The organism is Halorientalis sp. LT38 (assembly GCF_037031225.1).
GTDB classification, from domain to species: Archaea; Halobacteriota; Halobacteria; order Halobacteriales; family Haloarculaceae; genus Halorientalis; species Halorientalis halophila.
The window spans coordinates 3,125,942-3,149,106 of sequence record NZ_JAYEZN010000001.1; the positions used below are offsets into that span (position 1 = coordinate 3,125,942).

Annotated in this window: 21 protein-coding genes; 13 read left to right on the top strand and 8 right to left on the bottom strand. The window is 69.5% G+C overall.

Going from position 1 to position 23,165, the window contains the following annotated elements:
- Positions 1–2 precede the first annotated feature (2 nt).
- The 6 genes from cobJ to U5918_RS16220 are packed head-to-tail and all read left to right on the top strand — an operon-like array spanning position 3 to position 4,757.
- Positions 3–977, top strand: a complete 975-nt coding sequence (gene cobJ, locus U5918_RS16195) for a precorrin-3B C(17)-methyltransferase (RefSeq protein WP_336002679.1) — start codon at positions 3–5, stop codon at positions 975–977.
- Positions 977–1,246, top strand: a complete 270-nt coding sequence (locus tag U5918_RS16200; protein WP_336002682.1) for a ferredoxin — start codon at positions 977–979, stop codon at positions 1,244–1,246. Before cobJ ends, U5918_RS16200 begins: the two co-directional genes overlap by 1 nt.
- Positions 1,243–1,917 carry a cobalamin biosynthesis protein gene (locus tag U5918_RS16205; protein ID WP_336002684.1) on the top strand — a complete coding sequence of 225 codons (675 nt, stop codon included), beginning with the start codon at positions 1,243–1,245 and terminating at the stop codon, positions 1,915–1,917. Before U5918_RS16200 ends, U5918_RS16205 begins: the two co-directional genes overlap by 4 nt.
- Positions 1,914–3,146, top strand: coding sequence for a CbiX/SirB N-terminal domain-containing protein (locus tag U5918_RS16210; RefSeq protein ID WP_336002686.1), 1,233 nt, complete (start codon positions 1,914–1,916; stop codon positions 3,144–3,146). Before U5918_RS16205 ends, U5918_RS16210 begins: the two co-directional genes overlap by 4 nt.
- A complete protein-coding gene (locus tag U5918_RS16215) occupies positions 3,143–3,514 on the top strand; it encodes a DUF3209 family protein (protein ID WP_336002688.1) in 372 nt (123 codons plus the stop codon). Before U5918_RS16210 ends, U5918_RS16215 begins: the two co-directional genes overlap by 4 nt.
- A complete protein-coding gene (locus U5918_RS16220) occupies positions 3,507–4,757 on the top strand; it encodes an outer membrane protein assembly factor BamB family protein (RefSeq protein ID WP_336002690.1) in 1,251 nt (416 codons plus the stop codon). Before U5918_RS16215 ends, U5918_RS16220 begins: the two co-directional genes overlap by 8 nt.
- 21 nt (positions 4,758–4,778) lie before the next feature.
- Here the strand turns inward: U5918_RS16220 and U5918_RS16225 are convergent, their stop codons facing one another.
- The 5 genes from U5918_RS16225 to U5918_RS16245 all read right to left on the bottom strand — a co-directional run bounded on the left by U5918_RS16225 (position 4,779) and on the right by U5918_RS16245 (position 9,454).
- Positions 4,779–5,042 carry a hypothetical protein gene (locus U5918_RS16225; protein ID WP_336002691.1) on the bottom strand — a complete coding sequence of 88 codons (264 nt, stop codon included), beginning with the start codon at positions 5,040–5,042 and terminating at the stop codon, positions 4,779–4,781.
- Positions 5,035–6,105 (bottom strand): ribonucleotide-diphosphate reductase subunit beta, encoded by a 1,071-nt coding sequence (locus U5918_RS16230; protein ID WP_336002692.1) that lies wholly within the window; start codon positions 6,103–6,105, stop codon positions 5,035–5,037. The genes U5918_RS16225 and U5918_RS16230 overlap by 8 nt, the downstream gene beginning before the upstream one ends.
- A 141-nt stretch (positions 6,106–6,246) precedes the next feature.
- On the bottom strand, positions 6,247–7,047 hold the full coding sequence (locus U5918_RS16235) for a CbtA family protein (RefSeq protein ID WP_336002693.1): 801 nt from the start codon (positions 7,045–7,047) through the stop codon (positions 6,247–6,249).
- Positions 7,047–7,232, bottom strand: coding sequence for a CbtB domain-containing protein (locus tag U5918_RS16240; protein ID WP_336002694.1), 186 nt, complete (start codon positions 7,230–7,232; stop codon positions 7,047–7,049). Before U5918_RS16240 ends, U5918_RS16235 begins: the two co-directional genes overlap by 1 nt.
- Positions 7,233–7,291: 59 nt before the next feature.
- Positions 7,292–9,454, bottom strand: a complete 2,163-nt coding sequence (locus tag U5918_RS16245) for a VWA domain-containing protein (protein ID WP_336002695.1) — start codon at positions 9,452–9,454, stop codon at positions 7,292–7,294.
- A 34-nt stretch (positions 9,455–9,488) separates the two neighbouring features.
- Between U5918_RS16245 and cobN the strand changes: the two genes are divergently transcribed.
- The 3 genes from cobN to U5918_RS16260 all read left to right on the top strand — a co-directional run bounded on the left by cobN (position 9,489) and on the right by U5918_RS16260 (position 15,076).
- Positions 9,489–13,448, top strand: coding sequence for a cobaltochelatase subunit CobN (cobN, locus tag U5918_RS16250; RefSeq protein ID WP_336002697.1), 3,960 nt, complete (start codon positions 9,489–9,491; stop codon positions 13,446–13,448).
- On the top strand, positions 13,438–14,226 hold the full coding sequence (locus U5918_RS16255) for a precorrin-8X methylmutase (protein ID WP_336002698.1): 789 nt from the start codon (positions 13,438–13,440) through the stop codon (positions 14,224–14,226). Before cobN ends, U5918_RS16255 begins: the two co-directional genes overlap by 11 nt.
- A gap of 61 nt (positions 14,227–14,287) precedes the next feature.
- Complete coding sequence (locus U5918_RS16260; RefSeq protein ID WP_336002699.1) at positions 14,288–15,076, top strand: cobalt-precorrin-7 (C(5))-methyltransferase; 789 nt, start codon at positions 14,288–14,290, stop codon at positions 15,074–15,076.
- On the opposite strand, the gene U5918_RS16265 is transcribed toward U5918_RS16260, so the two are convergent.
- Entirely contained in the window at positions 15,073–15,858 is a 786-nt protein-coding gene (locus tag U5918_RS16265; RefSeq protein ID WP_336002700.1) for a CbiX/SirB N-terminal domain-containing protein, read from the bottom strand. The genes U5918_RS16260 and U5918_RS16265 overlap by 4 nt on opposite strands.
- Before the next feature lie 170 nt (positions 15,859–16,028).
- Positions 16,029–17,378 (bottom strand): DUF389 domain-containing protein, encoded by a 1,350-nt coding sequence (locus U5918_RS16270; RefSeq protein WP_336002702.1) that lies wholly within the window; start codon positions 17,376–17,378, stop codon positions 16,029–16,031.
- A 190-nt stretch (positions 17,379–17,568) separates the two neighbouring features.
- Here U5918_RS16270 and U5918_RS16275 point away from each other — a divergent pair, with 190 nt between their 5' ends.
- From U5918_RS16275 to U5918_RS16290, 4 genes are all read left to right on the top strand, one after another.
- Entirely contained in the window at positions 17,569–18,735 is a 1,167-nt protein-coding gene (locus U5918_RS16275) for a multicopper oxidase domain-containing protein (protein WP_336002704.1), read from the top strand.
- A gap of 49 nt (positions 18,736–18,784) precedes the next feature.
- On the top strand, positions 18,785–19,081 hold the full coding sequence (locus U5918_RS16280) for an Htur_1727 family rSAM-partnered candidate RiPP (protein ID WP_336002705.1): 297 nt from the start codon (positions 18,785–18,787) through the stop codon (positions 19,079–19,081).
- Positions 19,082–19,160: 79 nt separating this feature from the next.
- Complete coding sequence (locus U5918_RS16285; protein ID WP_336002707.1) at positions 19,161–19,391, top strand: DUF2249 domain-containing protein; 231 nt, start codon at positions 19,161–19,163, stop codon at positions 19,389–19,391.
- 88 nt (positions 19,392–19,479) lie between these two features.
- Positions 19,480–20,835, top strand: coding sequence for a hypothetical protein (locus U5918_RS16290; protein ID WP_336002708.1), 1,356 nt, complete (start codon positions 19,480–19,482; stop codon positions 20,833–20,835).
- 75 nt (positions 20,836–20,910) lie between these two features.
- Here U5918_RS16290 and U5918_RS16295 read toward each other — a convergent pair whose 3' ends face one another.
- The gene (locus tag U5918_RS16295) at positions 20,911–22,977 is read right to left on the bottom strand and encodes a BGTF surface domain-containing protein (protein WP_336002710.1); all 2,067 of its coding nucleotides are present in this window, start codon (positions 22,975–22,977) and stop codon (positions 20,911–20,913) included.
- Positions 22,978–23,165 lie beyond the last annotated feature (188 nt).

Consider the following 23,165-nt stretch of genomic DNA (forward strand, 5'->3'; position numbering starts at 1 on the left):
CCATGAGCACCGACGATACCACTACCAACGACGCGAGTACAGACACGGAATCGAAGTGCGGCGGTGCAACGACCAGCACCGAGGAGACCACGAGTGAGTCGAAGTGCGGCGCATCCACGGACTCGTCGAGTTCGTCGTCCAGCGAGTGCGGTGCGAGTTCCGACGAGGAGGAGGTCGGCGCGACCGTCGACGACTTCGACGCCGACCCCGGCCAGTTGATCGCCGTCGGTCTCGGTCCCGGTCAGCCCGAGGGCATGACCGACCGGGCGAAGACCGCGCTGGCCGACGCCGAGCACATCGTCGGCTACACGACCTACGTCGACCTGCTGCCCGACGAGATCACCGAGGCGGCCGAGGACATCTACGACACGCCGATGTGCGGCGAGGTCTCGCGCACGGAGGAGGCCATCGACCGTGCGCTGGCCGGCAACGACGTCGCGATCATCGGGAGCGGCGACCCGAACGTCTACGCGCTGGCCGGCCTCGCCCTGGAGATCGTCGAGTCCAAGGGCGCGACCGCGTCGATGCTCGACTTCGACGTGGTCCCGGGCGTCCCGGCGGCCCAGTCCTGTGCCGCACGCGTCGGCGCACCGCTGGTGAACGACACCGTCTCGATCTCGCTGTCGGATCACCTGACGGACATGCCGACCATCGAGTCACGGCTCCACGCGACGGCGAAGGAGGGCTTCACCATCGCCATCTACAACCCCTGGAGTCGCAAGCGCAGAGAGAACTTCCAGAAGTGCTGTGAGATCCTGCTGGAACACCGCGACCCGGACACGCCGGTGGGCGTCGTCCACGCCGCCGGGCGCGAGGACGAGGAAGTCGAGATCGTCGAACTGGGCGAGCTTCCCGACCTCGGCGAGACGGACCTGATCGACATGACGACCACGATCCTCGTGGGCAATTCGGAGACCTACGTCTGGGACGACCGGATGGTGACCCCGCGGGGCTACGAGACCAAGTACGACTACTGATGGCCTACACAGTCACCCTCGACCGCGAGGCCTGCGACGGGATCTTCGCCTGCCTCGTCCGGGACGACCGGTTCGTCGAGGCCGAGGACGGCCTCGCCGGGATCGAGTCCACGGACGGAGAGACGGACCGCCGGCCCGGCGATGCGGACGGTGACGACCGCCTCACCGTCACCTTCGAGGACGAACTGATCGAGGACGCCAGAGAGGCCGCCACAGCGTGCCCGGTCGACGCCATCGAGGTCTCGTCCGCCGACGGAGGGAAAGCGTGAGCGTCGAAACCGGCGTCCCCAGAGACCTGCTGGCGAGCCACCCGGAGACGGCGTACTTCTGGGGCCGGGTCGTCGGCGACGGCGACCTCGGCGAGGACTCGGTGACCGTCCGCGCCACCGACGAGACGGCGGCCCGCCGGCTCGCGGCCATCGCCGGGGCCGAGCAGGTCGACAAGCGCATCCGCGAGCGCGAGTACGCCCACGACACGTCGATCACCAGGACCGAGGAGGCGTACACGGTCCAGGTGTTCGGCGACCTCTCGACGCGCGCCGCGGCCGCGTTCGGCCTCCCGCGGGACGGGCAGCCGGGCGGCTACCGGCTGGACTCCGTCGCCGACCACGACCGCCAGCTACTCCGCGGCCTGCTGGAGGGTTGCGGGACGATCTGTTTCAAGAGTTCAGCGGGGACGGTCGGCCTCTCCTTCGTCGCCGACGATCGGCGGCTGCTCGAACGGATCCAGGGACTGCTCGACGGCCTCGACGTGGACGCCCCCTACGACGAGTTATCCGAGACCGCCTCGGGCGGCTACTGGTTCGGCGTCGAGGACGCGGCCGTCCCGACCGTCGGCCCGCGGCTCTACGATGGCTGCGAGGAGACGGGCCTGTTCGCGCCGTCGCGGCGGCGAAAGCTCCGGCGGAGTCTCCAGCAGGCCGAGAACGTCGAGCCATGAGCCGGAGCACCACGGGCGGCGACGCCGCGGGCGCCTTCGACGACGAGGCGGTTCTGCTGGTCGGCCACGGCTCCCGTCGGGAGAAGTCCAACGAGCAGGTCCGCGAACTGGCCGTCGCTCTCGAAGACCGACTCGGCGTGCCGGTCGATGCCGGCTTCCTGGAACTCGCGGAACCCGCCATCCCCGATGCCATCGCGGGCCTTGCGGGCGCGGTGTCGGAGGTCACCGTCGTCCCCCTCTCGCTGTTCGCCGCGAGCCACGTCAAAAACGACGTGCCGCTCGCCGTCCAGCAGGCCCGGTCGGCCCACGACGGGCTGACGGTCAACAACGGCGCGCACCTGGGGATCCATCCCGCTATCGTCGACCTGCTGGACGACCGGGCCACGGCCGTCGAGGCCGAACTCGGCGTGGACAGGACCGAAGACGACGTGGTCGCGGTGGTCTGTGCCCGGGGATCGAGCGACCCCGACGCGAACGGCGACGTCCACAAACTCGCCCGCCTGCTGGACGAGGGCAGAGCCTTCGACCGCGTCGAGGCCTCGTTCATCGGCGTCACCGAACCGTTGCTGGAGGAGTCGCTGCACGGCGTCGCCAAGCGGCGGCCCGACGCGGTGGTCGTCCTGCCGTACATGCTGGGCGACGGCGTCCTCACCCAGCGGATCCGGGACCGAACCGACGAGTTCGACGACGAATACCCCTACGTCGACGCGGCGGCGGGCGACCCGCTCGGGACCGACTCGCGGCTACTGGACGTGCTGGGCGACCGCTGGCAGGAGGCCCGTACCGGCAGCGTCGAGATGTCCTGTGACACCTGCAAGTACAAGGTCGAACTCGACGGCTACGAGGAAGACGTCGGCGGCGCGCGGGCGATGCTGCGAGCGCTGACTCACCAGGAGACCCACGCCGACCGCGAGGACGTCGACGACGACCCGCACGTCCACGACGCGCCCGAGAAACACGTCGCGGTCTGTACGAACCAGACCTGCGCGGAAGACGGGGCGCCAGCGGTCCTGGAGCGGCTCCGGCAGGCCGTCCGGGACTCCGAGGAGTGTGACGCCCGGGTCACCAGATCATCCTGCCTGGGCCGCTGCGGCGAGGGACCGATGGTCGCCGTCTACCCCGACGGCGTCTGGTACGGCGACGCCGACGAGGGCGACGCCGACCGTATCGTCTCGTCCCACCTCGACCGGGACCGCATCGTTTCGGATCTCGTGGATCAAACACTATGAGCTGTGACGAACTCGAAGCCCTGCGACTGGGCGTGATGACGGCACTCGGCATCGGCGACGAAAGCACGCGCGAACACGCGGAACAAGAACTCGAGGGGAGCCTCGACGGCCCCATCGAGGCGCTGGCGAACGCGGAGACCTTGCCGGAGATCGAACGGCACCTCGACGCCGCGCTGGTGGACCTCGAAGAGGAGGTGGCCGCGATGGACCCCGGCGATCCGGAGTACGACTACACCCGCGGACGGCTGGTTGCCGTGCGGGACGCGGAACGGGCGATCCACCGCCTGACCGGACAGGCCGAATCGGTCCTCGACGGGTTCGGCGAGGCCCACCACCACCTCCACGAGGTCTTCCCGGCCGATGAGTAGCCTCGGTCGGCGAAACCGGTCGCTCGGAGACGTCGAGCCCGCGGGGTCCCGGCACCTCGGCCGCCGGTCGGCCGTGGCGCTCACCGACGATACAGTTCTCGCGGGCACCGCGGACGGGCGGCTCCGGGCGTTCGATCGGGACCTGCACTCCCTGTGGACGACCGAGACGGGCGACGGGCGCGTCGTGTCGATTGATACCTTCGACGGCAAAAATACTAAAGAAAATATTGCCTTCGACGGAAAAATTGTTGCGGGGGAACGCGGTCCGGCTGGTGCCGTTCGCTGTCACGATCTTGCGACGGGCGATCTGGTCTGGCGCTACGAGACGGCAGATGATCTGGGTGAGCCACAGGAAGAAACCCGGTTTCTGCTCCCCTTCGTCGCAGACGTCGTCGCCGGCGACGACCGGATGTACGTCGCGGCGCGGCGCTACGAGCGTGGAGACGACGGCCGCCGGTTCCACAGCGCGGTCTACGCCTTCCGCCCCGACGGCGGCGTCGACTGGCGCTACCGGGCGGACGCGTCACCGATCAGCCTCGCCGTCCGCGAGGACCGGGTTGCGGTGGCCTACAACCGCTGTCCCGGCGATCACCAGTGCGGGCTCGTGGTGCTAGACGCCGAGACTGGAGACGAACGGGTGACGTGGGACCCCGGGACGGACGGCCAGCGGCGGGTCGGCGACGTCTCGCTGCTCGCCGAGGGGATGGCGGTCGCCAGTCACGGCGATTACTGTGGCTACCTGCTCGACGCCGACGGCGGCCAGCGCGCACGCGTCCCGCTGGCGACGCCCGAGTCCGTCGACGGCGACCGCGTCTACGCCTACCCGAATCACGTCCACGCGACGGCGGCAGGAGCGGTCTTCGTGACCGGGAACACCTACCCCGAGGAGGGCCGCGAGACCGACGCCCGCCACCCGATGGAACACACCGGGGTCGGGGTTTCCCTCGGCGGCGAGCGGAACTGGACCCACCCGGTCGACGGCTTCGCCACTGGAATCGGCACTCACGGCGACCGGATCGCCGTCGCGAGCGCACAGCACTTCCGGGACCGCGACGCGGAGAGCCACGGTCTGTCGGTCTTCGACGTCGTCGACGGACCGATCGGCGGTCTCGACGCCGAGGGGGTCGTCACCGCGGCAGCGCTGGACGGGGACGCCGCGGTCGCCATCGAAGAACCGGTCGCGTACCACGACGAGGGCGAGGAGCGCGGCGCGTATCGGCTTCTCTTCGACGCGCTCGCCTGACCCTCGCAGATCGCGTTCCCGTCAGATCCGTTCGTTCAGTTTGTACAGTTCGAGGGCTTCGAGTCGCGGATCCGAGGCGGCCGAGGCGTTCGCGCCGACCGACGTGCCGGCGACGCCCTCGTTGGTCGCGCTCCCGGTGCCCGAATCGAGGATGTAGGCCACTTCTCGCTCGATGTCGTCGACCGGTTGGCCGAGTTCTTCGCTGGCGTCTTCCAGCGCCTCCTGAATCTCCTCGTCGGAGGCGGTGAACTCGCCGCCACCGCCGATGTCGGTCAGGTCAGTCATCGGCGACACCTCCGGTGACGACGTCGGTCTCGTCGAGGTCCAGTTTCCGCGCGTAGGTCGCGGCGTGGTGTTCGATCCGGCCGTCGTAGTCGGTCTCGTCGGCCTCGTTCGCGGCCCCCTGCGCCACCTGCGAGAAGGTGTTCGGGGCGTAGTGCTCCAGGTCCAGCGTCTCCTTGAACTGGGCGTGCCACAGCTCCATCCCGCGCTGGATGAGTCCGTCGAAGTCCGCGCCGAGGGGGTCGTCCATCGCCGCCGAGACGAAGTAAGCCGTGTCGATCACGTGGGGCAGACACGCCAGTGACTCCTCCCAGATGGCCTCGTCGACCCCCTGGTACTCCGGAATCCCCGCCCGCTCTTTCTCAAGGAGTTCCGAGAGCAACTCGAGTCCGTGGGTCACGTGACGACCCTCGTCGGTGCTGACGAACTGGAAGCCCTTGTTCAAAAGCGGCAGCGGCGACTCGGCCATCATGTTGTTCTTCAGGAAGTAGCCGCCCCTCGCGGCGATGCCTTCGACCATCATGTGGTAGGTGGTCGCGGCGCGGGCGATGTCCACGGGGTCGCCGCCGTTGGCCGCGAGCGCCATCTTCGCCCCCTGGCGCTCGCCGAGCTTCGACATCCCGCAGGCGGAGGTCCGCGGGAGCGGCTGGCCGCCGCGCCGGATGTCGAGGTGCGTGTCCGGGAACACGTCGTCCATGACGGTGTTGATGTACATGTCGAAAAACTGCGTGTGCTTGGCCTCGGTCATGGCGAACACCGTCGCGTACATCTCCTTCTCGATGGACTCGTCGAGATAGGGCGATCCCATCTGCTCGATGATCCGCCGGCCGTCCTCGGCGACGGCGTGCTCGAGATCGACGAAGGCGGCGATCAGGCGCGCCCACTGCTCTTTCTCCTCGGGTTCGAGCGAGGCCCAGACCGCCTTGTCCTCCTCGACCCCCATCTGCTCGACGAGTTTCCCGGCGTCCCACGTCCCGAGTTCGATCCCCTTCTGGTAGAGCTCGAACCACTTGCTGTCGGTGTCCACACGGCCGGTCTCCACCGCGTCCATGTCCTGAAACGACATACCACGATTTGGGTGGAGCGATGGGGTAGCCGTTCCCCCGGAAAATGTGGGACGCTTAACACGGTCGTTCCGGAAACGAACATGTTGGGCCCCGAAATGCGTGTTTACGCGGCTTACGAGCGAAACCCGGACGGCGAGGACTCAGTCGGCGGCCGAGGGGGCGTCCCGCCGCACCGTCTCGGCGGGTCGGTCGGCTGCGGGCCCGGACGCGCGACGCGACAGCCACGCGTGGGTGCCGGCCAGCAGCGTCCAGAGCACGACCTGGCCGAACAGGACCTGGGCTCGGAACGCGGCGACGAATGCAGCCGGGAGCGCCCCCGTTCCCGGATTCGCGGGCAGGACGAACGTGAGACCGACCAGGAGCGTGAACGGCACCGCCGCGCCTGCGATCGCGCGCCCCCGTCCCCGGTCACGGAGTCGGTCGTACCAGTACCCGGCCAGCAGGCAGGCGCACAGGCCAGCCAGCATCAGGCCTGCGTAGAGACCCATTCGGGCGTCGATGGACAGCGCCGCTTCGACGCCCGGGGGTTGCGGGGGGAAGACGAGCCAGGGGGCGCCAGAAACCGTGACGAACCCGGTGGCCCCGGCGACCGCGCTCTTTCCGGCCCCCGTCCCCGGAATCGCCGGCTCGAGGAAGTAGAAGGCCAGGCCGAAGGTCACGACGCCGAGCAACAGCGCCCAGAAGACGCCGCCGAGCACGCTGAGCAGCGGCGGAGACAGCGCCGAGAGCAGGCCGGACTCGCCGGCCTGGGCCCCCCCTGCGTCGTGGTGGCCACCCTGATCGTCGCCGGCGTGGCCGTCCTCGCCGTGGTAGCCGTGTTCGCCGGCAAGTCCCTCCGCCGCGGCGATCATCGGGTTCGCCAGGATCGCGACGAACAGGCCGAACGCCACGCCGGCGACGAGGCCGGCCTTCAGTCCGCGCACCAGGTAGGGTTGTAGCATCAGTGACAGACGATGCCGGCGGCGTGCCTGGCGTTGTGCAGCGAGTCGTGGACCAGCGGCTCCTGGACGAACAGGAGCGTGAACCCGAGAATCGCCACCAGTGCGAGGCCGAGCGCGACCCGCGGCGTCGTCAGTTCCGGCCGCGCCGATTCGATACGTCCGTGAACGGTGTTCGCTGTCGCCATTGTAAACTACAGTTGTAGAACAGCAAGCGCAGTTGTAAAGCTTTCGAGTGGGCCAAACTTCAGTTGCCGTCGACGGTCGCCGCGACGCGTTCGGGGGAGAGCGCGGACAGCGGGACGCGCTCGGCGTCGGTGGCATCGCAGACGACGTCGAGGACGCCGGCGCGGCCGCCGTCGCCCGCGTCGACGACGACGACCGTCGCGTCGAGGCTCGCCAGCTCCCGCGCCGCCGTCCGGGTCGCCGCCGTCGGACTCCCGTCGGCGACGTTGGCCCGGCCGTCGCTGACCAGCACGATCACAGACGCGGCCGGATCGGTCCGCTCGACGACCGACCGGGCCGTCCGCAGGCCGTCCGGGAGCGGCGTCCGGTCGCCGGTGGGGAGGTCCTTGAGGTGTCGTGCGGCGTGGCTCACGCTGTCTGTCGGCGGGAGGACCACCTCGGCCGAATCGCCCGCTACGGCCACGAATCCCACCTCGTCGCGCTCTCGGTAGGCGTCTTTCAGCAGTTCCAGCACCGTGCCCTTGGCCGTCCGCATGGCCGCGCGCATCGACGCGCTCGCGTCGACGACGAACAGCACGAGCGACGAGTCACTGCCCGCCCTGACCGACTGCCGGAGGTCGCGTGACTCGACCCGCGACCCGCCGCGTCGCGACGCTGCCCGGACCGACGCCGCCGCGTCGATCCCGTCGTCGGAGTCGGCCGGCTCCGTCCTGATCCGCGGGCCGTCCCCGTTCGGGCTCGGTGTCGTCCGAACGCGCGACCCGCTCCCCTCGCCACCGGTCACCGCGTCGGGTATCTCGACGTCCGGCGCGGCGCCGTCGCCGACAGCGGCCCGCTCCTGGCCCGGGAGCAGGGGCGTCGCCGTCTCCGCGTCGTCCGCCTCGTCGGCTCCCGATTCATCGCGGTCAGCGTCCGATTCAGTCCCCTCGCCCCCTCCGTGATCGGACCCGTCGGCGGTGGCCGTCGGACCCCGGGTCCTGTCTCCTTCCGCCTCGGTCTCCTCCGGTTCCGGATCGTCGCCTGGTCCCGATCCCGCCTGGTCGTCGGCTTCCGTTTCCTCTGGGTCGTCTCCGCCGTTGGCGCCACTCTCGGTTTCCTCGTCACCGCCGGCTCCGCCGGTCCCGCCAGCGTCACCGTCTGCAGCGTCGTTCTCTCCGTCCCCATCGCCCGTCTCCGATTCCCCGTCGGTGCCGTCTCCGTCTGGCTCCCCGTCCTCGAAGTGGTCGTCGATCACGTCTTCAGGGTCCGGCGCGTCGTCGAAGGGCCGTGACTGCAAGCGGTGGGGCAGGGCCAGTTCGGCGGCCCGGCGGACGTCGGATTCGATCACCGTCGCGCGCGATTCGAGCGCCGCGAGCGTTCTGGCGGTCCTCGCGACGGCGATGTCGCCGCGGTGGCCGTCGACCCCTGCGTCCCGGCACAGCTCGGCGATCTCCGCGAGGAACTCCTCTGGCAGCGTCACGTCGGGCAGCACCTCCCTCGCCGTCCGCAGTTCGGTCCGGTAGTCCCGTTCGTCGCCCACTGTCCGGTCGCCGAGCGCCTGCCGCACGATGGCGACGCGGTCCTCGACGTCGGTGCAGCCCGTGACGGTGGCCTGGAGGGCGAAGCGGTCCCGCAGCTGGGGCCTGAGGTCGCCTTCCTCCGGGTTCATCGTCCCGATCAGCGTGAACTCGGCGGGATGGGAAACGCTCACGCCGTCCCGCTCGACGCGGTTGATCCCGCTGGCGGACGCGTCGAGCAGGACGTCGACGAGGTGGTCGTCGAGCAGATTCACCTCGTCAACGTAGAGGATCCCACGGTTGGCCCGGGCCAGGAGGCCGGGCTCGAACTCGGAGTTTCCGTCGAGGGCATCGTCCACGGAGAGGGTCCCGACGACCCGATCTCGCGTGGCACCGAGCGGTAGCGTCACGAGCGGCACAGTTCGAATCTCGGTCGGCGGATCGTCGCGCTGGCGGCACTCGTCGCACTGGCGCTGGGGCTCCCCTGGGGGACAGCCGTACGGACAGTCCGCGACGGCGCGCTGGACGGGCAGCAACGCTGCGAGCGCCCGAACGGCCGTGGACTTGGCCGTCCCCTTCTCGCCGCGGACGAGCAGGCCGTCGAGGTCGTCGTTCGCCGCGACCGCCAGTAAAGCCTGCTTGAACTCCGTCTGCCCGACGATGTCGCCGAACGCGGCCCCCTCGCCCCGCGCCTGCGAAGCTTTTTTGCCGTGGGCGTAATCAACCATACTTGCGTTAACTAAACGGAGGTTTAACAACGTTATGCCGACCATCGGGTTATACACCGCGACGGAGAACGAACTGGGCGCGGTCCAGCGGGCGGCCGGGGAGGTCGACGCCGACCTCGTCGTGCGCTCGGAGAGCGACCTCGACGACGGGACCGACGTGGACGCGTTCGTCGACGAACTGACGGACGCGACCGCGGTCGTGTTCTGGTTGCACGGCGGCCAGGACAGCATGCCGGGGTACGACCACGCCCGGGAACGACTCGCCGAGGCCGGGGTCCCCCTGATCGTCGAGTCGACGGGCGACGCCTTCGCCGTCGAGGACACGACGGTCGCCGACGACGAGCGTGAGCGCGTCTGTGCCTATCTGGAGCGCGGCGGCGCGAGCAACGTCGCCAACTGTCTGCGCTATCTCGTCGCGACCTACGACGCGGACGCCGACCCGGCGTTCGACGACCCGGTGGACCTCCCGACGGAGGGGGTCTACCACCCCGACTATCCCGCCGCGAGCTACGAGGAACTACTCGGGACGTTCGACCCCGACGCGCCGACGGTCGCGGTCTGGTTCTACGAGTCCCACTGGACCCACGAGAACACCCGCTACGTCGACGCACAGGTCCGGGCCATCGAGGAACGTGGGGCCAACGCGCTGCCGATCTTCTGCGAGCCAGCGACCGACGCCGAGGGCCAGTGGGACGCCGAGACCGTCACCGAGGAGTGGCTGGTAGACGACCGCGGCGAACCGATCGTCGACGCCGTGCTCTCGTCGTTCATGTTCTCCCTGTCGATGGACGAGCGCGGCCGCAGCGCCGACGACGAAGGCGACTCGGCGGAGGACGTCTTCCTGGATCGGCTGGGCGTCCCGGTCATCCAGACCGTCACGACGATGCGCTCGCGCTCGCGCTACGAGTCGAGCGACACCGGTGTCATGGGCTTCGAACTCGCCCTCTCCGTCGCGCTGCCGGAGTTCGACGGCAACGTCATTACCCACCCGATCAGCGGCAAGGAGCGGACCGACGACCAGGCCGGCATCGGGAGCGCCCCCAAGCAGCACTTCCCGATCGAGGACCGCGTCGATCACGCCGCCGGCCTGGCAGTGAACTGGGCCGAACTCCGGCACACCCCGAACGAGGACAAACGCGTGGCGGTGGTCCTCCACAACTACCCGCCGAGCGACGACGGCATCGGCACCGCGTTCGGCCTCGACAGCCCCGAGAGCACCGTCAATCTGCTCGACGAGTTGAGCGCCCGCGGCTACGACCTCGGGGGCGAGGCGCGTAGCGCCTCGGAACAGTCGAGCGGGGAGCTCAGCGACCCGCGAGACGGCCAGTCACCGCCGGACGGCCAGTCCCTGATCGACGCCCTCACCGCCCAGCTCACCCTCGACGATCGCTGGGTCGCGCCGGAAGACGTGCGCGACCTCTCGGTCGACACCGTCGCGCCCGACCGATACCGCGAGTGGTTCGCCGAGAAGGACGACCGCTTCCGCGAAAACGTCCTCGAGGAGTGGGGTGAAGTCCCTGACCGGCCGTTCGCCATCCCGGGCGTGGAGTTCGGGAACGTGCTCGTCACCGTCCAGCCCCCGCGCGGGTTCGGCATGGACCCATCCAAGGTCTACCACGACTCGGACCTCCAGCCGCCACACGACTACGTGGCCTTCTACGAGTGGCTCAAACGCGACTTTTCCACCGACGCGGTCGTTCACCTCGGCACCCACGGCAGTCTGGAGTGGCTCCCCGGGAAGACCGTCGGGCTGGACGGCGAGAGCGCCCCCGACCAGTTGATCGGGACCGTTCCGAACGTCTATCCGTACATCGTCAACAACCCCGGCGAGGGGACCCAGGCCAAGCGCCGGTCGTACGCGACCATCGTGGACTACCTGACGCCGGTGATGTCCAACGCGGGCACCTACGACGACCTCGCCGACCTGGAGGAACTCGCGGACCGGTACCGCGAGGCGGGCATGGAAGACGCCAGAACCGACGACGGCGAGGCGCTGGCCGACCGCATCCGCGAGACCGTCGACGACCTCGATCTGGCCGTCGAACTCGGGATCACGGGCGAGATGTCGGAAAAGGCAGACGTCCGCGGCCCCGACGAAGCCGGGTCGACGCTGGCGGAAGGTGAGGTCTCTGGCGACGATGTCGACATCGACGACCTCGTCGAGCGAATCCACGAGTACCTGACGGACGTGAAGACGACGCAGATCCGCCTGGGCCTGCACACGATGGGCGAACCGCCCGAGGACGACAGATTGACCGAGTACCTGGTCGCGCTCACCCGACTCGACAACCCCGGCGGGCCGAGCCTCCGCGAGGCCGTCGCGGGCGTACTGGGCGTCGACTACCAGCGGATGCTCGACGAACCGGGGACCTACGACGAAGATCTGGGAATGACGTACGCGCAGGCGGCCGACGAGGTGTACGAGACGAGTCTCGATCTGGTCTCGACGCTGGCCGCTCACGACTTCGACGTGCCCGAGTCCGAACTCGCAGCGGGCGACAGCGAGGTCAACATGAACCTGCTCGTGGTCGACGTCGATCCGCTCGGCGACGCCCGCGCGAAGTCGGGCGCCCACGACGACCTGCGCGAGGCCCTGGCGTTCGTCTGCGAGGAGGCCGCCCCACGCGTCGCGGGCGCGGAGGAGGAGATTCCCCGCACCGCCGACGCGCTGGCAGGTGAGTACGTCCCGCCGGGCGGGTCGGGCGCACCGACGCGGGGCGGCGTCGACCTGCTCCCGACGGCGCGGAACTTCTACACGCTCGACCCGCGCAAGGTCCCGGCCAAATCGGCCTGGGACGTGGGGAGCGAAGTGGCCGACGGCGTCGCCGAACGGCACCACGACGAGGAGGGCGCGTATCCCGAGGAGATCGGCGTCGTCGCCTGGGGCACCCCCACCGTGCGCACGCGCGGGGAGACCATCGCGCAGGTCCTCGCCCTGATGGGCGTCGAACCGCAGTGGACCGACGCCGGCCGGGTCGACGGCGTGGAGCCGATCCCGCTCGAAGAGCTGGATCGGCCACGAATCGACGTGACGACGCGCGTCTCCGGCCTGTTCCGGGACGCGTTCCCGGCGGCGGCGAGCGTCGTCCACGACGCCGTCGAGGCCGTGGTCGAACTGGACGAACCCCTCGAAATGAACTACGTCAAAAAGCACGTCGAGGAGGACGCCGAAGCGCTCGAAGCCGACGGACTGGACCCCGACGAGGCCCGCGACGCGGCGAAACACCGCGTGTTCACCACCCGGCCCGGCGGCTACGGTGCGGGGACGAACAAGGCCGTCGACGAAGGTAACTGGGACGACCGTTCGGACCTGGCCGACGTCTACGTCCAGTGGGGGGGCTACGCGATGGGCTCGCGGGGCACGGTCAGCGAGGCCCACGACGCCTTCGAGCGCCGACTGGGCAACGTCGACGCCACGGTGAAGATCGAAGACACCGCCGAGCAGGACGAGTTCGACTCCTCAGACTGGTACGCGTTCCACGGCGGCTTCATCTCCGCCGTCGCCGAGACCGCGGGCGAGGAACCGGCCTCCTACGTCGGCGACTCCTCGGACCCGGACAACGTCGACGTCTACACCAACGAGGAGAAGGTCCGGAAGGCGATGCGCGCCCGGGTGCTCAACCCCGAGTGGCTCGACTCGATGGAGGACCACGGCTACAAGGGCGCGGGCGACCTCTCGACGACGGTCGCCGTCGTGCTGGGCTGGGACGCGACGACCGGCGTCGTCTCCGACCACCTCTGGGAGGACGTGGCCGAGAAGTTCGCCTTCGACGAGGACCGCCAGGACTGGCTGAAAGACGTCAACCCCTGGGCGCTGGATTCGATCACCGACACGCTGCTGGAGGCCATCGACCGCGGGCTCTGGGATGCCGATCGGGAAACAGAGGATCGACTACGGGACCTCAATCTGGAGGTCGACGGCGATCTGGAGGCGCGAGCGGCCGCGGACCTGGAAGGCGGCGAAAGCACGGAGGTGACCAGCGATGACGACTAATCCCGACGGAGAAGACTTCGAGGTCTCCGCGAGCGAAGCGAGCGGAGGCTCGACAGACGAGCGAAGCGAGTCTGTCGGTGAGTACGCCGACCTCGGCGCGACCACCGAGAACGCCATGGAGATCGCCGAGACCTCGATGGACCGGGTCCGGAAACTGGTCCCCGACGAGACGCTCGCGGACCGGATCAGGCAGAAATCGGTCCACGCGACAGGTGACCCCGAGTTCCAGCACCTCGTCCGGTTCACCGGCGAGACCGACGACGAACCCGTCGCCGCGGGTGCGCGAGCGGTCCTCGACGAGCGCCCGATCGTCACCGACATCACGATGGTCAAGGAGGGGATCACCGGCCGGGGCCACGACTGCCCGGTCCGGAAGGCCATCGGTAACGGCGCTGAGCTGGCCGCCGAGACCGGCATGACGCGCACGGCCGCGTCGGTCCTCGAACTCGATCGAGACGGGGTCTACGACGACGCGATTGCCGTCGTGGGCAACGCGCCGACGGCCGCGCTGGCGCTCGCGGACTGTATCGAGGACGGCACGCGACCCGCGGTCGTCGTCGCGACGCCGGTCGGCTTCGTGAAGGCCGCCGAGAGCCGGAAACGGCTCCGCAAGGTCGCCGGCGAGCACGGTGTCCCGGCGATTACGAACGTCGGGCGACGGGGCGGGAGCGGGCTCGCCGCTGGACTCAGCAACGAACTGGTTCACGTCGCCAGCGACCATCGGAATGGCGACGTCTCGCTAGAGACATCGGAACAGTCGAGCGGTGAGAAGGCGTGAGCGAGAGCGAACGGCGACGAACCGCGAGAAACGGCGAGCTGCAAAACGGCGACCTCGGGCTATGAGCGACGCCGAGAGCGACTACGACCTCGATTCGGGACCGGACCCCGCGGCGTTCGCGGCCCGGGCGCCAGAAGCGACGGCCTCGGCCGAGTCGGCCGGCTCGGTTCACGCCGTCGGAATCGGTCCCGGGAACCTCGAGTTCCTGACCCCGCGCGGGCGGCGCGCGATCGAGGCGGCGGACGTGGTGGTCGGGTTCGAGACGGTCGTCGAGTTCGTCGCCGACCTGACCGACGCCGACCTGCTCACCTGTGGTTACCGCGACGAGGGCGAGACCCTCGCCCGGTTCGGTGAGCGCGTGGCCGCTGGCGAGACGGGAACGGCGGTCCTGATGGGCGACCCGAACCACTCCGGGTACCAGTTCCTCGGGAAGGTCGAGCAGGCCGTCGAGAGTGAGGAGGCGGGGCCAGTGCGAGTCGTCCCCGGCATCTCCGCGTTGCAGGTGGCGGCCTCGCGGGCCCGAACCCCGATGGAGGACGCCGAGTTCGTGACGCTGCACAAGAGCGGTGACCTCGGGCCGGATCTCGAGCGGCTCCGGGAGCACGTCGGTAACCGGCACCTGCTGGTGCTCCCCCGTCCGTACGACCTGATGCCCGGGGACGTGGCGGCCGAGTTGGTGGAGGCCGGTGCGGCGGCGTCGCTGGACGCGCTGGTCTGCGAGAAGCTGACGCACGACGGGGAGTCGATCACGCGGACGACGCTCGGTAAGCTGGCGACGTACGCGGACGGCGACGGTCCGGAGGACACACCCTTTTCCGATCTGTCTGTCCTGGTCGTCAGGCGGGCCTAGACCGGCCCTTCGCCGTCGGTGGCGACCGTCTTCGCGCCGCTGACCAGCGCGTCCTCGAAGGAGGTCGGTCGCGCGTCCTCGGCGTTGGCGAGCGCGCGCTGTCTGGTGATCTCGCCCTCGATCGCGTCGGTGACGAGCGAGTGTTCGCCCAGCGGGTCGGCGTAGGCGACCCCGCCGCGGTCGAGTTCGAGCTTCGCGGGGACTCGCCGATCGGTCGTCTCGTTTGCGGTCAGAAAGAGCGGGACGGCGACCGAGCGCTCGGTCTCGACGGCGTAACGGACACACTCGACCGCGGGGTTCTGCAGGAGATAGGACGGCTCGACGGCGGCGTAGTAGGTCTCCGCGGCGATCCGCGAGGCGTGGTACTCCGTCATCTGCCGGTTGTAGGGCTGTGAGCTGCTGCCCTGGCCGACCAGGACGAGCGTGGCATCGGGGCCCGCCGGGACGAGTTCGGTCGCGCGCTCGGTCACCAGCCGGGTGATCGCCGGACTCCGACCGATCGGTTCGCAGTACCGGACGGTGCCCTCGAACGCCGGGAAGGTCCGGGGGAGCACGTCCGTCGTCTCCCGGCTGTGGGCCAGCGAGGCGGGCAACACGTAGACGACGCCGTCGGCGACGGTCCGGAAGGTCTCCCGGAGTTCCCGGCCCGGCTCCTCGGCGTAGGTGACCGCCCGGGCGCGGTCGACCGCGCCGCGCCGCTCGATCCGTGTCGCGTGCGTCGCCAGGGTTGCCCCGTCGTGCGTGCCCTCCTGCCCGACGAGTACGAGTGTGTCCTGTGACATCTGTATACAACCTCGCTTTCTCTATACCAAGCGAGCTTGCTCACACCCACGACGGAGAGGGGCAAATACGTTTTGGTCGGGGCAGTGATCAGGTCTCGCCGACGCGACCACGGCGTTGGGGTCGCCGTCGAGAGAGCCAGCGTCGAGCGGTCGTCGCCGGTCGGTCATCGTCAGCCCACGGGGGCCAGCAGTGCCGGAGTTTGGGTTTCCGTCGAGCGATCGGCCGCCGTGGTCTCGGTCCCGGCGACCCGGTAGTCGACGAACCGGATCTGGACGACGACGTCCCGGCTCGTCGCCGCCGCGATTCGGTCTTCGAACCTGGCCGGCAGGCTCGCGTACCCCCGATCGCTCGTCCGTCGGAGGGTATAGGTGACCGTGGTCGGCGACGTGAACGGGCCGATGCCGGTGTACTCGTAGGAGGTCTCCACCACGCCGAGGTCGTCGTACCCGCCCCGGTTCAGCACGTCCGTCACGGCGGCGTTGGCCTCCCGTTCGAAGGTGCTCTGCTGGTAGAACCCGACGCCGACGAACAGCAGGATGGCAACGACGACGACCAGGGTCGCGGCGACGCTGACCGCCCGGCCCGGCGAGTCCAGGGCGAGGGACTTCTCGGCGCTGGCCTCGGCCCGGTAGCCGAGGTACCACAGCATCAGGAACGCGCCCACGTTGACCGCCACGATGGTGATGAACAGCAAGACGAGCGCGCCGAGGCCGACCTGGAACTCCATCCAGGCGAACCCGATGCCGGCGACGCCTGCGGTCGGGATCAGGGCGGCGGCGATCATGACGCCGACGATACTCACCTGTCCCTTCGTCGCCAGCCCGAAGGCGCCGGCCGCACCGGCAGCCAACCCGACCGCGACGGACAGCATGCCGGGCGAGATCCGGAGCGCGACGAGCTCCAGGCTCGCCACGGCAAGCACCCGCGGCACCGCGAAGAACCACTTGAGGAGGAGACTGAAGGCGGTGGCGGCCAGCGCGGCGACGCCGAGGCCGAGGACCTGCATCTTGACGCTCTCGTAGAGCATCTCCTGGTCGCCCCGGACGGCGCCCACGCTCGCGGTCAGCATCGGGCTCACGATCGGGGCCAGCACCATCGACCCGACGACGACGGCCGGCGAGGCCAGCAAGATCCCCGCGACGGCGACGATCGCGCTGAGGACCATCATCCAGAGGTACGCTCTGGTGTTGTAGCGCATGTCCACGACCTTCGAGCGCAGCGTCCGCGGGGCGATCTTGTTGGGCGTGTTCGCCCAGTGAGCCTGCAGTTCGTCCCGCCCCTCGAAGTCGGCGAACTCCGTCTCGATCGCGACGGTGAACCACTCGCGCTCGTAGCCCACCGCCGCCAGATCCTCGAGGACGTGCTCGACGGCGTCGGCGGGGACGACGAAGGAGACGTACGACCGGTCGTCGTATTCGGCGCCCCCAGGGACGATCGAGTACCCGATGCCCTGATCGCGCAGGTGGGCGACGACGTCGTCGCGTCGCTCGTCGGGGACCGAAAGCTGGACCAGACGCACGGCCGATGTTCCACACCGACCCGGAAAAGCCTCAAACCGGCGTGTGCAAGCCCGTCCTCCGCCGACCCGGACCACGTCGGCCGTCGCCTCTCAGGGACCCCGTCACGAAGACGAACATGTTCGGACCCGTTCTCGGGGAGTTGGAATGTCCCTTCCCTGTATATATTAACCCCCACAATATCCGGGTGTCATGAGCGATCAGATGAGTGCGCCCGGAACGCGGTTCTCGCGTCGCGACTTCGTGAAAGCAACCGGCGGTGCAGCGACCGTCGGGCTGGCCGGGTGTCAGTCGGCACCGAAAGCGCAGAACACGGCCGGAACGCCCGATTCGACGGCATCGCAGGGGAACCAGTCGTCCTTACCGGCGGCGGCCCCGCCGGAGATGATCGACCTCGCCGAACAGAACAACCAGGTCACGCTGAAGACGAAACCTGCCCGGCTCCCGGTCCATCCCGAAGATTCGCTGGGCGGTCCCATCGAACTCCCGCGGGTGTGGGCCTTCCAGGCCGACGACGGTCAGCCCAGCGTCCCCGGCCCCGTCCTCCGGGCCCAGGAGGGGGACGTCATCGACGTCACGCTGGACAACACGAACGGGAAACGGCCGCACACGGTCCACTTCCACGGCGTACAGAAGGCCTGGAAGGACGACGGCGTCCCGACGACGTCCGGGATCACCGTCCCGGCCGGTGAGAAACACACCTACGAGATCCCGGCGAACACGCCCGGTACCCACGGCTACCACTGTCACTACCAGACCCACAAGCACATCGAGATGGGGATGTACGGCATCTTCCGTGTCGATCCCGCGGGGTACGAGGAGGCAGACCGGGAGTACTTCCTGACCATCAAGGACTGGGACTCCCGACTCTCCCGGATGTACGCCGGCGAGGACGTGAGCTACAGCGCCCACCGACGCAAAGCCGACGTGTTCACGATCAACGGGCGGAGCCTCCCCCGTACCCTTCACCCGGAGGACGGCTCGCCGCTGATCGTCAGCCAGGGCGACACGGTGCGGGTCCACTACGTGAACGTCGGCGGGTACATGTCCCACCCGATGCACACCCACAACCACCGGTTCAAACTGGTCGAGAAGGACGGGACCCAGCTCCCCGAACCCCTCCAGTACGAGCGTGACATCACCAACGTCTCGCCCGCCGAACGCCACACCATCGAGTTCGAGGCCAACGCCGAACCGGGCATCTACCTGCTGCACTGCCACAAGGTCAACCACGCCACGAACGGCCTCGACGCCGCCGCGTCCTACCCCGGCGGCATGGTCACCGGCATCGTCTACGAGGAGGCGATGGACACCGACATCTTCGCCGACCTGATGGACTACGCCGGCTACGACCTGTAACGAACGGGTTCGGCACAACCGACTCTCCGTCCCCGATCCGAAGATCACCATGGTCGAGAAACCCGAACGCGCGCGCGTCGGCGACCAGCCACGTGACGCGACCGAACGCGAGTGGGAGGTGTTCGTCCGCGAAGAGTCAGACGGCCGCATGCGATACGTCGGCAGCGTCACCGCCCCCGACGCCGACGTGGCCTACGAGCAGGCGACGAAGCTGTTCGCCTGGTTCGCCGCCGACGTCTGGCTATGTCCCACCGACGCCGTCAGCCGATACTCCACCCACGACTTAGACGAGGAGGCCGAGCCGAAACCGCTCGACACCGGCGAGGAGCCGCGGACGATCGAGTGACGATCGATCCGCTGGCCCCCTCGACCGCCACGAACAATTTCGGGACAATATATACCGCGACCGTGGCCGATGTGCTGGTATGAGTCAGGACGCACCCACGGACAGACGGCTCGACGTCCGCGAGATCGACGGCGAACCGTTCGAGGACATCATGGCCGCCCTCGCGGAGCTCCCGGAGGGCGAGCGACTGCGCCTGATCAACAGCTTCGAGCCCGTCCCGCTCTACGAGGTCCTGGACCAGCGCGGGTTCGTCCACGAGACCGAGCAGGTCGGTCCCGAGACGTTCCACGTCGACATCGAACACGCCTGATCGCGAGCAATAGGGGGCAGAGGGACCCGGCCACCTGGCGAACACGTTCGGGCACACGCGTTCGGACGGGCGGTTCCTACGGTGAGACATGAGCGTCGTACCCGGCGACATCGACACCGACGGGGGGCCGCCGATGACCGTCCCGCTGCGCCACTTCGTCGTCGCCGTGGCATTTCTCGTCGGCGGGGCCCTGATCGCCGTCGTCGACGCCGTCGTGGGCTTCCAGGGCATCGCGAGTCTCGCCCACGTCCACCTCCTGCTCGCGGGCTGGGTCTGCATCACCATCATGGGCGCGATGACGCAGTTCGTGCCCGTCTGGTCCGGCGTCTCCCTATACTCCCGTCGGCTGGCCGCCGCCCAGTTGTGGCTGGTGACCGCCGGCCTGCTCGGGATGGCGGGCAGCTTCCTCGCCGGCGCCTTGCCCTGGGTCCACGTCTTCGGCACGCTCGCAGTGGCCGGCTTCTGGACCTTCGCCTACAACCTCGGTCGGACGCTCGCCCGGATCGACGACCTCGACGTCACGGAGGCCCACTTCGCGTTCGCGCTCGGCTGTTTCGTCCTCGTGACCGGGCTGGGGTTCCTGCTCGCGCTCGACTACGCGGCGCCGATTTTCGCCGGCCTCCCGGTCACTCGATCGGGAGCCGTCGGCGCGCACGCGACCCTCGCCGTGTTCGGCGCGATCCTCACGACCGTCTTCGGCGCGCTCTACCAGCTCGCGACCATGTTCACGCAGACGGAACTCCACGGGATCGACCACCACCTCCAGCGGGTCGAGGCCTACGGCTATCCCGTCGGCGTGCTCGCGCTCGCTGGCGGCCGGCTGGTCGGGAACGCCGCCCTCGCCCGCGTCGGTGGCCTGCTGGTCGTCGCCGCCGTCGCCGGAATGGCCGTGCTGCTCGCGCGCCGCCTCGTCGAGACGCAGGTGGCGTGGACGCCGATGCTCTCGCGATACGCGGTCGTCGCGCTCGCGATGGCCGGCTGGAGCCTGCTCACCGTCCGGGTCTGGCTGGCCGATCCGCTGGCCCGCGCCGCGCGCTTCGGCGCGCCGGGGGCGGCCCACCTCCTGGCCGTGGGCATCGTCGGCTTCGTCGTGCTCGGGACGCTCTACCACGTCGTCCCGTTCATCGTCTGGGTCCACCGCTACAGCGACCTGCTCGGCTTCGAGGACGTGCCGATGATCGACGACCTCTACGATGACCGGCTGGCCGCGGCCGACTTCACCCTGCTCGGAACCGGAACCGCGGCGCTGATCGCCGCCGACCTTGGATTCGGTCCCGACTCGCTCGTCGCGCTCGCGGGCGGACTGGTCTCCCTCGGCGCGGTCGCGTTCGCGGCGAACCTTCTCGGCGTCCTCAGAGAGCACAGTCCGCACTCGCTCCGATCGGTGCTCACGGGCCGGTCGGCGACCGACGCGGAGGCCGGCGGACGCGAGGACGCGGCCTGAACCGCCCGTGGTCAGGTCAGTCGATCGGCCACGACCGCCGCGATCAGGGCCTCCAGATGACCTCTCGGACCGTCCTCACTCGCGTCGCGAGCGACGCAGGGAGAGCAGCGCGACGGCCGCGATCGCAGCCAGCGCGGCCGCCGGGGCGAAGCCCACTCCGGTCCCGCTCGACTCGGTTCCGCTCCGCGTTGTCTCCTCCTCACCGGAGCGGTCGTCGGCGGCCCCGCCTTCGGCCGCGTTCGCGGCGAGGTCGCCGGAGGCGTCGGAATCGGCGTCCGTCGTCGTGTTGCCCGCTCCCGTCGCGGTCGCCTCGCCGCTTGGGCCGTCGGCGGTCGCGTTCGTCCCGGTCTCGTTCGTCACGACGCCCTCGGTCTCGGCGTCGACGGCGTCGACGCTCGCGGTGAACTCGGTCCCGGGTTCGACGCCCGAGAGGTTCATGTCGGCCGCGAACCGGCCGTCCGCGCCGACCGTCACGTCGGCTCGCCGGAGGAAGTTCCCGGACGAGCGGGCCCGGACCTCGAATCGACTCCCGGGAGCGAGCGTGGTCGTCCCGGTCAGCCGCGCGTCGGCTTCGGGGGCCACCGCGAGGGTCCCGTCGGGGCGGGTATCGAAGGTCAGCGATCGCTCGACGAGTCGGATCGACGCCGACTGGGTCGCGGCCTCGGTGACGATGCCGCCGTCCTCGTCGATCTCGAAGACCGCGGTGTACTCGTCGCCGTCGCCGACGCGGCCGGGATCGCCTTCGTACCGGAGCGCGGCCGTGTCGAGGACGACGAACAGCCTGTTCGCGTCTTCGTCAGCGTACACGTCGAATGCGTCGTTCTCGAAGCTCCGGTTGACGTCGAGTTCGTCGTCGCTCGACTCGGGGGTGAACTCGAAGTCCGCGACGTCCGACGCGAGCAGGGATCGGAACCGCTCGGTCGTCGACCCCGGCCGGGCGAAGAGCGCGCCGAACACGCCGGTCGCGTTCGCCGTCACGACGAGGGTGTCACCGACCGCGACCTGATCGGTCGCGTTCCGATCGAGGGCGGCCGGGTCGTCGCCGAAGGCAGATTCCGGAGCGGCGCTCAGCGTCAGGTTCTCGACCGACGCAGGTTCCAGCGCGATGGCACCGGTTGCCGGCTCGTCACCCGCGACGGTCAGGTTCACGTCGTAGAGCGCCGGTTCGAGCGGGTCCGACAGCGCCGGCGTCGTCCGGGAGACGTTGGTGATCGTCCCGCCGTCCGCGGACCACGCCTGGCTCTCCGCGCCGCGGTGCCCGCCCGCGAGATACGTGTTCAGCGACAGCGTCACCGTCCCGTCGCCGTCGTCGGTGAAGGCGACGGTCGTGACGTATCCGACGTCGGTCGAGCCGACCGTGAGCCGGCCCGACTCGCCGGCCGGCACGTTCACGTCCACGTCGACGGTGTCACCGACCGCGCCCGAGAACTCGGCGCCGTCGAGCGCCGTCTCGATCGGCTCTCCGACCGTTACGGTGACCTCGTCGGTCGCGTCCGTGTCAGTCACCGCGACCGTGAAGCGGTACCGACCCGGATCTAACGCCGAGAGATTGCCCGTCAGTTCCTCGCCGTCGACGGTCACCCGGGTCCCGTCGTCGGTCGCCGTGCCGCCGAAGACGGCCCGGACCTCGTCGGCCGACAGCTCGTCGGCGGTGATCTCGACGTCGAAACCGGTCCGTTCGGAGACGACCGTCAGATCCCGCGTCGCGCTCGTCTGGTCGTCGTCCGCCGTCCGCACCTCGAGGGACTGCTCGGCCAGGTCGAAGGCGGCCTCGTCGACGCTCGCGTCGCCGCCCGTCCGAACGCCGGACGCGTCGGTCGCCACCACTGCCCCGTCACCGTCGACGAGGACGTACCCGCCAGCCGATAGCGACGCGGTGTCGACGACTGCCGTCCCGTTCTCTCCGACTGAGATCGACCGGACGTAGTCGCCGACCTCGCCGTCCTCGACGGTCCGGAGGTCGTAAGCCGCGTCGGCGTCGCCGCCCCGGACGGCCAGTTCCTGTCCGATCCAGTGGGTCTCGCCCGAGGTCAGGGCCGAGTCCGCCGCCGCCGTCTCCGGGGCCGACTGCGCCGCCGCGGCCGGCACCGCGGTGCACGCGAGGACCGCCAGCGAGACGAGCAGTCCCGTGCGCCGGTTCACGTGCGATCACCGTCAATTGAGGGATGCATGCGGCCCTCGTACGACAGAGCCCGGCTTTGTTACGCATCGACTGTCGACCGCGGATAGCTGGAAGTCGGTGACTTGTGCGACGCGTCCGCACGCGTCCACCCGGTCCGGTCACGGACGGAGCGCGAACACCGATCCCGCCCAGCGCGCAAAGCGGAACC